The sequence below is a fragment of the Blattabacterium sp. (Mastotermes darwiniensis) str. MADAR genome (genome assembly GCF_000233435.1).
Classification (GTDB): domain Bacteria; phylum Bacteroidota; class Bacteroidia; order Flavobacteriales; family Blattabacteriaceae; genus Blattabacterium.
On record NC_016146.1, the window covers coordinates 308,354 to 322,500 of the forward strand.

5 protein-coding genes, 2 rRNA genes and 1 pseudogene (1 of these 8 cut by a window edge) are annotated in these 14,147 nt (G+C 31.3%); 2 read left to right on the top strand and 6 right to left on the bottom strand.

Going from position 1 to position 14,147, the window contains the following annotated elements; all coding sequences use genetic code 11:
* Window positions 1-10 precede the first annotated feature (10 nt).
* The 4 genes from MADAR_RS01490 to dnaE form a co-directional block, all read right to left on the bottom strand.
* A complete protein-coding gene (locus tag MADAR_RS01490; RefSeq protein WP_014158771.1) occupies window positions 11-1,147 on the bottom strand; it encodes an aspartate aminotransferase family protein in 1,137 nt (378 codons plus the stop codon).
* A gap of 12 nt (window positions 1,148-1,159) precedes the next feature.
* A complete protein-coding gene (argC, locus tag MADAR_RS01495) occupies window positions 1,160-2,134 on the bottom strand; it encodes an N-acetyl-gamma-glutamyl-phosphate reductase (RefSeq protein ID WP_014158772.1) in 975 nt (324 codons plus the stop codon).
* Window positions 2,134-3,879 carry an argininosuccinate synthase domain-containing protein gene (locus MADAR_RS01500; protein ID WP_014158773.1) on the bottom strand — a complete coding sequence of 582 codons (1,746 nt, stop codon included), beginning with the start codon at window positions 3,877-3,879 and terminating at the stop codon, window positions 2,134-2,136. The genes argC and MADAR_RS01500 overlap by 1 nt, the downstream gene beginning before the upstream one ends.
* A 68-nt stretch (window positions 3,880-3,947) precedes the next feature.
* Window positions 3,948-8,246 (bottom strand): DNA polymerase III subunit alpha, encoded by a 4,299-nt coding sequence (gene dnaE / locus MADAR_RS01505; protein WP_014158774.1) that lies wholly within the window; start codon window positions 8,244-8,246, stop codon window positions 3,948-3,950.
* 123 nt (window positions 8,247-8,369) lie between these two features.
* Here dnaE and rpsA point away from each other — a divergent pair, with 123 nt between their 5' ends.
* Window positions 8,370-10,172 (top strand): 30S ribosomal protein S1, encoded by a 1,803-nt coding sequence (gene rpsA, locus MADAR_RS01510; protein WP_014158775.1) that lies wholly within the window; start codon window positions 8,370-8,372, stop codon window positions 10,170-10,172.
* A 19-nt stretch (window positions 10,173-10,191) separates the two neighbouring features.
* Window positions 10,192-11,832: pseudogene (locus MADAR_RS01515) on the top strand (ribonucleoside-diphosphate reductase subunit alpha); the annotation flags it as partial.
* Between the two features lie 59 nt (window positions 11,833-11,891).
* On the opposite strand, the gene rrf reads toward MADAR_RS01515, so the two are convergent.
* Both rrf and MADAR_RS01525 read right to left on the bottom strand, forming a co-directional pair.
* Window positions 11,892-12,001, bottom strand: a 5S ribosomal RNA gene (rrf, locus tag MADAR_RS01520).
* Window positions 12,002-12,033: 32 nt separating this feature from the next.
* Window positions 12,034-14,147 (bottom strand): 23S ribosomal RNA (locus tag MADAR_RS01525); it runs 774 nt beyond the window's last position.

Genomic DNA, 14,147 nt, shown 5'->3' on the forward strand with positions numbered 1-14,147 from the left:
TTTCATTCGTTTATAGATATGCTAAGGCTCTCTTTAGTTTTGTAATAAATAATTTTATATGATGAACATTGATACTCAATGGAGGTAGCAATCGTAAAATATATGAGTTATTAGATGTTCCTACAAATACTTTTTCCCTGTAAATTAAAATATTTTTCAAATCATGAATAGGAAAATCAAATTCTAACCCTAACATAAGTCCTCTTCCACTTATTTTTTTGATTTTAGGAATCATACGTAATTCTTGCAACAATATTTTTCCCATTTTTCTTGCATTTTCAATTAAATTTTCTTTTTGAATAATTTCTAATACAGAAATACCAGCAACACAAGCTAGAGGATTTCCACCAAACGTGGTTCCTAACATTCCGTAATAAGGTTTAAATCTAGGATGTATAAGTACCCCTCCTATTGGGAATCCATTCCCCATTCCTTTAGCAATGGTTATTAAATCTGGTTTTATAGGATATAACTGGTGAGCAAAAAAAGATCCAGTTCTTCCATACCCACTTTGAACCTCATCAATAATAAAAATTGTATCGTATTTTCTGCAAAGTTTCCAAGCTTGACAAAAAAAATTAAAACCAGGATCTATAATTCCAGATAAACCTTGTATTCCTTCTGTGATTACAGCACAAATATCTCTATTTTTTAATTCCTTTTCTAAGGTAGAAATATCTTTATAATCTATAAATATAGTTTCATGTTGCGCATTGAAAGTGGATACAAATTTATAATTATCCGTAACGGATACACTTCCGCTAGTTCTTCCATGAAAAGAACCTTTAAAAGCTACTACTTTCTTTTTTCCTGTATGAAAAGAAGCTATTTTCAATGCATTTTCATTGGATTCAGAACCAGAATTGCAAAGAAACAACGAATAATTCTCATATCCTGAAATACGACCAAGTAAATGAGCCAATTCTTTTTTTTGATAAAAAAAAACACTATTCGAATAATAGGAAATTTTTTTAATTTGTTCTGTTAATACTCTAACATAATATGGATGCGAATGACCAATAGAAATGACTGCATGACCTCCATAGAAATCTAAATACCTATGTCCTTTTTTATCAAAAACATATATTCCTTTACTCTTAACTAATTCTATATCATCTAGAATAGGATAAACGTCAAATATTTCCATTTATTTTTTCGATTAGAAACGAACAGATTTCAATTTCAAACCACAAGTCTCATCTAAATTAAATAGAAGGTTCATGTTCTGTATAGCTTGACCAGAAGCTCCTTTTATAAGATTGTCTATAACACTGATAACAATCAGCTGATCCTTTTCTTTAATAAGATACAAAATACACTTATTGGTATTGATAACCTGTTTAACATCAACATTTGTATCAGATATTTCCACAAAAGGGTGATCTTTATAATATTCCTTATAAATATCCTTATTTTTTTCTAGAGAAAAACTAGAAGAAGTATATAAAGTAGCTATAATACCTCTAGATAAATTTCCTCTATAAGGAATAAAATAAATTTCAGAATAGAAATTATTTTGTACTTGACGAATAGTCTGTTTAATTTCTTTTAAATGCTGATGTTGAAATATTTTATAAGCAGAAATATTGTTATTTCTCCAGCTAAAATTGTTCGTATAGATATTTCTTTTCCCAGATCCTGTGGAACCAGTTATCGCACTGATATGTATATTATTTTTTAATAGTTTTTCTTTAGCTAAAGGTAAAATAGCTAGAAGAATAGCTGTAGAAAAACATCCTGGATTGGCTACACTATCAGATTTTTTAATGAGTTCTTTCTGTAATTCTGGTAATCCATAAATAAAATTTCTCTCTTTGAAAAAAGATTGATTGATCATCCTAAAATCTTTACTTAGATCAATAACTTTTATATATTTTGATATCTTTTTTAATTCTTTTCTAGATTGTCCATGTCCTGAACAAAGAAATACTATATCAATTTCCTTCCTTAAAGAATCGGTAAACTTCATATCCCCTATTTCTCCTAATAAGTCTTGATGGATAAAATGAATTAACTTACCTGGTTCACTTCTGCTAACTACACTATTAATTCTTACTTTTGGATGATGAATCATTAATCTGATTAATTCTCCAGCAGTATATCCTGTACCTCCTATAATTCCTATTTCAATCATTATTTTTTTTTATTTAAATTATGATACATTTTCATTTGGTTACTCAATATTTTAGTAAAACCTTTGACATCCTCTGATGTCCAAGCATAATTCATTTCTCCGTATTGAGCCATGTGAATATTGGTTTCCATTAAATCAAATTTTGATTTAATTCCAACTAAACGAAATCTATAAGGATATAGAATCATATATACGGTTCCAGTTATTCGTTCCTGTGTGCTTATTAAAAACCTCTCTATATCACGCATAACAGGGTCTAAATATTGAGCTTCATGAAGCAGCATTCCATACCAATTGGATAATTGCTCCTTCCAATAAAGTTGCCATTTCGTAAGAATATGTTTTTCTAAAAAATGATGTGCTTGGATAATAATAATAGCTGCAGAAGCTTCGAATGCTACTCTCCCCTTAATGCCCAAAATAGTATCTCCTATGTGAATCCCCCTACCTATAGAAAATTTGGAAGCTATTCTTTCAATTTTTATGATGTTTTTTATAGCTTTTCCTTTTTTTTTATTAACACTGACTAATTCTCCTTTTTCAAATTCTAATTCTAAATTTTCACTTTCTTTCCTTATTAATTTTTTTGTATAAGCCTCATCAGGAACCTTTTGGGAAGAGTTTAAGGTTTCTTTTCCTCCAATACTAGTTCCCCAAATTCCTTTATTTATGGAATATTGGTATTGATCCCATACAATGGATATCCCACTATTTTGTAAATATTCAATCTCTTCTTTTCTAGAAATTTTTAAATCTCTTATAGGGGATAAAGTAATTTTTTCTGGACAAATAATTTGAAATGCTACATCGAATCTAATCTGATCATTCCCAGCTCCCGTACTTCCATGAGCTATCGCTATTGCCTTAATACGATTCGCATATTGTGCAATTTTAATAGCCTGAAAGATTCTTTCTGAACTTACTGAAAGTGGATAAGTATTGTTTTTAAGAATATTTCCAAATATAAGATATTTGATGCAATTTTGATAATATTCTTCTAGAGCATCAATAGTTTTGTGTGATTTAGCTCCAATATTTAAAGCTAACTCTTCAATTTTTTTTAATTCTTTATCTTTAAATCCTCCTGTGTGAACAATGACTGTATGCACCTCATATCCTTTTTGTTGGATAAGATATTTCAAACAATAGGACGTATCTAAACCACCACTATAGGCCAAAACAATTTTATCTCCATAAGTTAAAGATTTCTTTTTTTTTTCTTTTGGATTATATAAAAGACCAGTGCAAAGACACATTTTTCTTTTATTTCTGGTTAAAATATCGAAATTATCACAACTTCTACATCCCATCCAAAATTCTTCCGATTGAGTTAATTCGCTAAAACTAACAGGCTTAAAACCCAATTCCGTATTCATTTTAATTACTGAATTACTTGTTGTAATGCTAAAAATTTTAGAATTTGGAAATTTTTTTTTAGAAAGTTTAAATATTTCAATTTTTATAATTTTGGCCAATCCTCGTTTTCTAAATTCAGGAAAAACAATTAAACCAGAATTAACAACAAATTCTTTACTTTGAAAAACTTCAAGGTAACTAAACCCTGCTATTTTTCCATTATAGAAAGCAACAACTGCATTTCCATTAATCATTTTGGATTTAATATATTCTGGATCTTTTTTAGAAATCCCAGTTCCTCTACTTTTTGCTGATTCCTTTATTTTTTTGCAAATTAAGGAAGCATATTTTGTATCCTCTTCATTAGAGATTCTAACTTTTATTTTCATATTTTCTTTTTTGTAAGAATATAAGAATAAGAATACAAAACTATAAATGTATGTACAAATTTAATTGTTTAATTCAAACAAAAATCCAAACCTTTTATTTTTTCCAATTTATTTAAAAAATTAGAGTTAATATCCACCCCATACTTTTTGGATTCAAAATTTAAATAAACCTTGTTTTCCTTATCATAAAGGATAATATGAAGTTTTTTATTTCCTATCTGTTGAGAGAATAAATTTTCCATATCATTCACAATAAAATTATCTAAGTGATGGATATTGATCCTTATTACTAGTTTATGAGAAAATTTTCTTAGAACATTCTGTAGACTTTCAATATGTAATATATGTATTTTACGTTCTTTCTTATACTTCGATTGATCAATCAAAATACATAAATATAATAGACTATTGCTAAACAGTAAATGTTCATATTTTAAATACTGTTGTCCATAAATACGAAATTCCTTAGAAGAATGATGGTCTTCTAATAAGAATATCCCATATTTTTTTCCACTATATATTCTTTTTTCTATTTTAGATAAAATACCACATATATGTATTTTTTTTCCTATAAACTTGTGTTCATTTTGATTTAATTGGTTTAAGGATGAATTGGTAAAATACTTTCTCTCATAAGAATAATCATCTAAAGGATGTGAAGAAGCATAAACCCCCAATACTTCTTTCTCTTTGGATAATTTATATAGACTATTCCATGGTTTTACTTTCGTAATCATTGGTTGGGTTATTTCAATATCTTCTTTATTGTTTTTTTTCATTTTTTGGTATTTAGATCCAAATTGAATGATTTTCTCTATAGTATTGAATTTACTTCCCTCTTCAAAATGGAAATACTGTTCTCTATGTACATGAAATGCATCCAATGCTCCGGACAACACTAGACTATCGAAAGTTTTCTTATTCACTATACGTAAATCAATACGTTTTACCAGATTAAAAATAGAAAAAAATGGGCCATTTTTTTCTCTTTCATGAATAATCGTTTTTACAGCATTCTCTCCTACCCCTTTTATTCCTCTCATCCCAAATCTAATGCAATTTTTATCCATAACTTTAAAACCAGCATCACTTTCATTGATATCTGGACCTATCAATGATATCCCCATACGTTTACACTCTTTTATAAAGTAAGTGATTTGTTTGAGGTTATCCATATTATTGCTTAATACAGAGGCCATATATTCACAGGGAAAATGCGTTTTTAGATAAGCTGTTTGAAAAGCGATATAGGCATAACAAGTAGCATGAGATTTGTTAAAAGCATAACAAGAAAAATACTCCCAGTCTTTCCATATCTTTTCTAAGATATTTTTTTTATACCCTTTTTTCATAGCCTTGCGAAGGAACTTATTTTTCATTTTATTTAGTTCATCTTTTTGTTTTTTCCCCATAGATTTTCTAAGAAAATCCGCCTCTCCTTTGCTAAAACCTGCTATTTTTTGGGAGATCAACATAACCTGTTCTTGATATATGGTTATTCCATAAGTTTCTTTTAAGAATTCTTCCATTTCTGGCAAATCATAGGTGATCGTTTCTTTTCCATGTTTCCTGGAAATAAAATTAGGAATGTATTGTAATGGACCAGGTCGGTACAATGCAGTCATCGCAATTAAATCCTCAAATTTATCAGGCTTAAGTTTCCGTAAATATTTCTGCATTCCTGGAGATTCATATTGAAAAACAGCTACGGTTTCTCCCTTTTGAAAAAGAGAATATGTTTTTTCATCCTTTAGAGAAAAGGAAAATTCTGCAGTATTTATACGTTTTTTGATAAGATTAAAGGAGTTTTTAATTATAGTAAGAGTTTTTAATCCTAGAAAATCCATTTTTAATAGACCAGCACGTTCTACTACATTATTATCGAATTGCGTCAGCAGTAAATCAGATTCTTTTGAAACGGATACTGGAACATATTCTTTAATATCATATGGACTTATAATTATTCCACAAGCATGTATTCCTGTACTTCTTATCGACCCTTCTAAAATTTTTGCTTTATGCAAAATTTTTCCCTCCAAAGTTTCTTTATTTTCTGCAATTTTCCTCAGTTTTTTTATATTATTCATTTCTTCTTTACTTCTCTTTTCTAGTATATAATCTTTCGACAATAGTACTTTCAATGAAAGTAAATTAGGAACCATTTTTGCTATACGATCTGTTTCTTTTAAGGATAAATTTAATACACGAGCCGTATCTCGAATAGCTAATTTTGCTCCCATGGTTGCATATGTAATGATTTGTGCGACCTGATTTCTTCCATATTTTTGGACCACCCAATCAATAATTTTTTCACGTCCTCGATCATCAAAATCAATGTCAATATCTGGTAAAGAAATTCTATCAGGATTTAAAAATCGTTCAAAAAGAAGATTATATTTTAGTGGATCTATATCGGTAATGCCTATACAATAAGCGACTAAAGATCCAGCAACAGATCCTCTTCCAGGCCCTACTGAAATATTCATTTTTCTAGCTTTAGAAATAAAATTATGAACAATAAGAAAATAACCAGGATATCCAATTTTTTCAATTGTTTTTAATTCAAAATGAATTCTTTCCTGTATTTCCTTGGTAATATTTTTATAACGTTTTTTAGCTCCTTCGTATGCAATACTTCTTAGAAAAAAATTTTCACCCCTATTTCCTCCATCTACTTTATCCATAGGATTTTCAAAAAATTTTGGTATTTTAAATTTTGGAAGTAATGTTTTATTTGATAGATTGTAAAATTCAATTTTTTCAACCAATTCATCCAGAAAATCAAAAGCTTCCGGGAGATCCGAAAATATTTCTTTCATTTCCTCTGTACTTTTGAAAAAAAATTCATCATTTGGAAATCCAAATCTATACCCTCTACCCCTACCTATAGGAGTTGATTTTCTTTCTCCATTCTTTACACAAAGCAATATATCATGAGCACTAGCATCTTTTTTATCTAAATAAAAAGTATTATTTTGTACAATATATTTTACATGATGTTTTTCTGAAAATTTCAGTAGTATATTGTTGACATAATCTTCTTCTTCTAATCCATGACGTAATAACTCTATGTAAAAATCTTCTTTGAATAATTCTTTCCACCATAAAAATATCTTTTCCGCTTTTCTTTCTCCTTGATTAAGAATAGTCTGTGGTATTTCTGCATTGATATCTCCGGTAAGAGCGATTAAATTTTCCTTATACTGTTCAATCAAATTTTTTCCAATTCTAGGAATTCCAGAATAAAAACCTTCTATAAATCCCTGGGAACAAAGTTTGGATAAATTGTGATATCCAGCTTTATTTTTTGATAAAAATACTTGATGATAACGTTGATCCGGTTGTTCTTTAGTGAATTTCTTTTGTAAATAGTTTTTTGAAATAAATACTTCACAACCAATAATTCCTTTAATGGATTTTTTTAATGGAGCATATTTCTTATTTATAGAATGAATAGAATTTAAAAAATGAAAAGACCCCATCATATTTCCATAATCGGTTATCCCAACAGCAGGCATGTTAAAAGATATAGCTTTATCAATCATGGATTGAATATCCATAGTTGAACAAAGAATAGAAAAAGAAGTATGATTATGAATATGAGAATATCTTTTTTTTTTTAATTCCACTTTCAATTTATCATTATTAATTTTTCTCTTTTCTATTATTTTTTTTTCTGCATCTTTTGGGGAATAATGGTTGTCAAAACTAACCATAGAGGAAGAAATAGTAGAATGGAATTTTTCTCTAAATTTTATGATTATTTCTTGATCTATTCCAAGATCATTGGATGATATTATCCCAATACGTAGAAGTTCTAAAAAACAACGAGATGTAGCTTTTACATCATTTCCTGCATTATGATGTAAATTCGATAAATCTATTCCAAATAATTTGTGATATAATTCTGTTAATGTAGGCCATTTAAATTTTTTCCTAATACCAGGTAATTTGCAATAATAGACAGATGCTTCTTTAGTATCTAAAAATCTTTTTTTTTTGAATATAATTTCTTCTTTTATCCTAAAAAATTCACATTCAATAACTTTTACATCAAAATCTAAATTATGTCCAATTAAACATTGAGATATTTCAAATGATTTCTTGAATTCACTAAGAACAAAATTTAAAGGAATTCCTTCTTTTTCTGCCTTTTCATTAGTAATTCCGTGTATTTTAAAGGAATTAAAAGGAATGTCATAATTATCCGGTTTTATAATAAAATTTTTAAATTCTATTAATTTTCCTAGAAGATCATGACGTTGCCATGATATTTGCACGATTCTCGGCCAATTATCGGTATCGGTAATAGAAATATTATAGGACTTAGGTAAACCTGTTGTTTCGGTATCGACGATAAGATACATGCTCTTTAAGTTATTTATGTTTCTTATTTTTTGAAAAATCAAAAATTTTATGTAATGAAAAATTATTAGTTTTGTATTCTTAAACGAAACTTATCATTTTTTTAGGAAAAAACATAAAAATATATGTCTAATCAAACCGAAAAAAAAATATACAATTCATCTGTAAATAGTAGTAGGACTCAATTGAATAATCAAGAAAAGATAAAAAGTTTCGATTGGACAAAATACGAGACACATTTAAACAATGAGATACAGAAAGAAAGAAAAAAGTTTGAAAAAATATATGCGGAAACTTTACCAAATATACAAGAATTGGAAATATATAAGGGAATTGTAACGCATATTACGGAAAGAAATGTGATCGTAGATATAGGATTCAAAGCAGAAGGATCTATTCCCATTAGAGAATTTAGGGAAAATTTTAATTTTGAAGTAGGAAGTAATATGGAAGTAATGGTTGTAAAAATGGATTATAAAGGACAATGTATTCTCTCCTATCAAAAGGCAAAAACCTTAAGGAATTGGCAACGTATCAATGAAGCATATGAAAAAGGAGAAATACTTTTAGGTTATGTGGAGGCTAGAACTAAAGGAGGATTAATCGTAGAGATTTTCGATATAGAATGTTTTTTACCAGGATCTCATATTAATGTAAAACCTGTTCGAGATTATGAAACTTATGTAGGGAAAACCATGGAAGTGAAAATAGTTAAAATCAATCAAAAAACAAAAAATGTTGTTGTTTCTCATAAGATTCTGATAGAAAAAGATATTGAAGAACAAAGAAAGGAAATGATCTCTAAGTTAGATAAAGGTCAAGTTTTAGAAGGAAAAATTAAAAATATTCTTCCTTACGGAGCTTTTGTAGATCTAGGAGGTGTAGATGCTTTATTGCATATTACCGATATGAGCTGGCATCATATCAATCATCCTACAGAAGTTGTACAACTAGAACAAGAATTAAAGTTTGTTGTTTTAGGTGTAGATAAGGATAAAAATCGCGTTCAATTGGGATTGAAACAATTGCAACCTCATCCTTGGAACTCTTTAGACGAAAATTTAAAAGTAGGAAGTAAAGTAAAAGGGAAAGTGAGTATTTTAGCTGATTATGGAGCTTTTGTAGAAATTATTCCGGGTGTAGAAGCTTTATTGCATATTAGTGAAATGTCTTGGTCTTCTGATTTATCTTCTACACAAGATTTTGTACAAATAGGAGATGAATTAGAAGCTGTTATACTGACTATAGATCGTAAAGAAAGAAAAATGTCCTTAAGTGTCAAGCAGCTAACTCCAGATCCTTGGATAAATATTCATAAGAAATATACTGTTGGATCCAGACATGTGGGAACAGTTCTAAAATTTACTAATTTTGGAATTTTCTTGGAATTAGAAAAAGGAATATCTGGCATTCTTTATTCGAATGATCTTTCATGGGGAAGAAAGATCAAACATCCTTCTGAATTTTGCAATATTAATGATCACTTAGAAGTGATAGTTCTTTCTTTAGATCCTCAAACAAGAAGATTAAATTTAGGTCATAAACAATTGACAGAAAACCCATGGGATAAATATGAAAAAACTTATTCTGTAGGGAGTATTCATAATGGAAGGATAGTCCATTTATTTGATAAGGGAGCATATATACAATTGAGTAATCCAAATCAAGAAGAGGAAATGGAAATAGAAGCATTTGCTCCATTTCGTTTTTTGGAAAAAAAAGATGGGAGCATCCTTAAAAAAGGAGAAAAAATTAATTTTCAGGTTATTGATTTTAATAAAGAAAATAAAAAGATTATAGTTTCTCATACTGCAATTCATCGTGATAAAAAAAAGAAACGCAATAATAGAAAATTTGAAAGATCTACTCTTGGAGATATTGCTGGATTGGCAAAATTAAAGGAAAAAATCGAAAAGGAAAAAAAATAAAGGAAATTTCAGAATAAAAATGGAAACACACCCTATTGCAGAAAAAGAAGGATGGAAAGTAGAAAAGGATTTCCCTGTATGGGCAAATAATGAACTGTATTTAACAACAATTAAAGGTGGTTATTTATTGGATGGAGAAACTCCTTTTGAAGCGTATAAAAGATTGGCTAGAAATGCAGCAAAAATTCTTAAGAAACCAAAGATAGAAGAAAAATTTTTTAATATTCTATGGAGAGGATGGCTAATCCCTTCTACTCCAGTTATGGTTAATTTAGGGACAGAAAAAGGATTGCCTATTAGTTGTTTTTCCGGACGTATTGGTGATAGTATGTATGAAATATACAGAAAAAATTTAGAAATGGCTATTTTAAGTAAACATGGTGGAGGAACCTCTTATGATTTTAGTCTTGTTAGACCTGTAGGAAGTCCTATAAAAAATGGAACATTAGGAAATTCTGATGGAATTATTCCTTTTATTAAATCCTACGATAGTACCATTATTGCTAGCAAGCAAGGAAGTACACGAAGGGGAGCTGTAGCTATTTATTTAAATGTAGAACATAAGGAATATCCAGAATTTTTAAAAATAAGAGAACCTAAAGGTGATATTAATCGTCAGTGTCATAATGTTCATCAAGGTGCGATACTTTCTAATTCTTTCATGGAAAAAGTATTGAATAAGAATGGAAGAGAAAGAACATTATGGATCAACACCCTTAAAGAACGTGTAAAAACTGGAGAACCTTATCTTTTTTTCAAAGACAATGCCAATAGGAATATTCCAGAACATTGGAAAAAACATGGATTGAAAATCCATCATAGTAATCTTTGTTCAGAAATTATGTTGCCTACAGATGAAAGTCACACTCTTGTCTGTTGTCTTTCTTCATTGAATCTATATAAATATGTAGAATGGAAGAATACCAATACTGTTTTTTATGCTATTTTATTTCTTGATGCCGTTTTGCAAGAATTTATTAATAAGGGGAAAAATATTCGAGGAATAGAAGATGCTGTTCGTTTTGCAGAGAAAAGTAGAGCTTTAGGTTTAGGTACTTTGGGATGGCATTCTTATTTACAATCTAGAATGATTCCTTTTATTTCCGTAAAATCTGAGATATTGACTCATAATATATTTAGAAATATACAATTAGAATCTCAAAAAGCTACTAGATATTTAGCTAAAGAATACGGAGAATCTGAATGGAACATAGGAACAGGTAGAAGAAATTTAACCTTAATGGCTATGGCTCCAAATAGGAGTTCTGCTAAATTAGCAGGAGGGCTTTCTCAAGGCGTAGAACCTGTAGCTGCTAATATATATGTAGATGATGATGCAAAAGGAATGCATATTCGTAAAAATCCTTATTTAGAAAAAATTCTCATAAAAAGTGGATATAATCTTCCGGAAGTTTGGGAAAAAATTGCCAATGATAAAGGATCCTGTCTTAGTTTAACGTCTCTTAGTGAAGAGGAAAAAAATGTATTTCGATGTTTTAAAGAAATTAATCAATTGGAGTTGATCAAACAAGCAAGTATACGACAAAAATATATCGATCAAGGTCAGAGCATTAATCTTTCTTTTCATCAAAATACTCCAGCAAGATTTATAAACAAAGTTCATCTAGAAGCTTGGAAAATAGGTTTAAAAAGTCTCTATTATTATAGAAGTGAAAGTATTCTTCGTGCAGACCATAAAGAGATCTCTATACCGAAAAATAAAGGCGGCGACTTACTCTCCCGGAAAAACCAGTACCATCAGCGCTAATGTGTTTAACTTCTCTGTTCGGAATGGAAAGAGGTGGATCCACATTGCTATAACCACCTTACTTTAAAAAGAACAACACACATGAAGAAAGAAATAATAAAGCTTATGGGTAATTAGTACTACTCAGCTATGACATTACTGTCTTTACACTTATAGCCTATCAACGTTGTCGTCTTCAACGACCCTTAAAAGAAGCCTAATCTTGTGGGGAGTTTCGCACTTATATGCTTTCAGTGCTTATCTCTTCCGAACGTAGCTACTCAGCAATGCACCTGGCGATACAACTGATACACCAGAGGTTCGTCCAATTCGGTCCTCTCGTACTAGAATCAGATCCACTCAAGCTTCTAACGCTCGCAATAGATAGAGACCGAACTGTCTCACGACGTTCTGAACCCAGCTCGCGTGCCACTTTAATGGGCGAACAGCCCAACCCTTGGGACCTTCTTCAGCCCCAGGATGTGACGAGCCGACATCGAGGTGCCGAACCTCCCCGTCGATGTGAGCTCTTGGGGGAGACTAGCCTGTTATCCCCGGAGTACCTTTTATCCTTTGAGCGATGGCCCTTCCATACGGAACCACCGGATCACTATGCCCTACTTTCGTACCTGATCGACTTGTATGTCTCACAGTCAAGCACCCTTATGCCATTGTACTCTACACACGATTACCAAACGTGTTGAGGGTACCTTTGGAAGCCTCCGTTACCTTTTTGGAGGCGACCACCCCAGTCAAACTACCCACCACGCAATGTCCTCAATGGTTATTCATTGAGTTAGATTTCAATTAAAAAAAGGGTGGTATTTCAAGGATGACTCCATATTACCTAGCGATAATACTTCAAAGTCTCCCACCTATCCTACACATTCTTTAATTAAAATCAATACGAAGCTATAGTAAAGGTTCACAGGGTCTTTTCGTCCCATTGCGAGTAATCGGCATCTTCACCGATATTACAATTTCACCGAGCTCACGGCTGAGACAGTTTCCAGATCGTTACACCATTCGTGCAGGTCGGAACTTACCCGACAAGGAATTTCGCTACCTTAGGACCGTTATAGTTACGGCCGCCGTTTACTGGGGCTTCAGTTAAAAGCTTCGCATAAGCTAACCTTTTTCTTTAACCTTCCAGTACTGGGCAGGTGTCAGACCCTATACATCATTTTTCAATTTAGCAGAGTCCTATGTTTTTGATAAACAGTCGTCTGGATATTTTCACTGCGGCCTTCTCTAAGGAAGGCTACCTTTCTCCCGAAGTTACAGGTTTATTTTGCCTAGTTCCTTAGCCGTGAATCACTCGAGCACCTTAGGATTCTCTCCTTAACTACCTGTGTCGGTTTTGGTACGGATTACTTTTATCTGAAGCTTAGAGGCTTTTCTTGGAAGTTCTTACCTGTACTATCCACTCTCCCTAAGGTTTGCGGTACTATCATAGATCAGCAAAATATACGGATTTTCCTATATATTTTATACCTAACTATTTCAACGTACACTTCCATCCGTACGCGACAGTTTCATAACTCCGTCCCCCCTATCGCAATAAAAGTAAGTACCGGAATATTAACCGGTTTTCCATCGACTACACCTTTCGATTCCGTCTTAGGATCCGACTAACCCCCAGTTGATTAACATAGCTGAGGAACCCTTAGTTTTTCGGTGTGCGGTTTTCTCTCCCGCATTATCGTTACTTATACCTACATTTTCTTTTGTAATGACTCCACTGCATCTTACAACACAGCTTCAACGCTATTACAATGCTCCCCTACCGATTTTTCAATCCCATAGTTTCGGCGATATATTTTATGCCCGATTATTATCCACGCTCAATCACTCGACTAGTGAGCTGTTACGCACTCTTTAAATGAATAGCTGCTTCCAAGCTAACATCCTAGCTGTCTGTGTAACTGAACCTTGTTTGTACAACTTAATATATACTTAGGGGCCTTAACTGATGATCTGGGTTGTTTCCCTCTTGGACATGGACCTTAGCACCCATGCCCTCACTACCGTGAAACATAATAACAGCATTCGGAGTTTGTCAGGAATCAGTAGGTGATGAAACCCCTTCATCCAATCAGTAGCTCTACCTCTGTATTATTTAACACGATGCTGCACCTAAATGCATTTCGGGGAGTACGAGCTATCTCCGAGTTTGATTGGCCTTTCACCCCTACCCACAAGTCATCCGAAGACTTTTCAACGTCAAC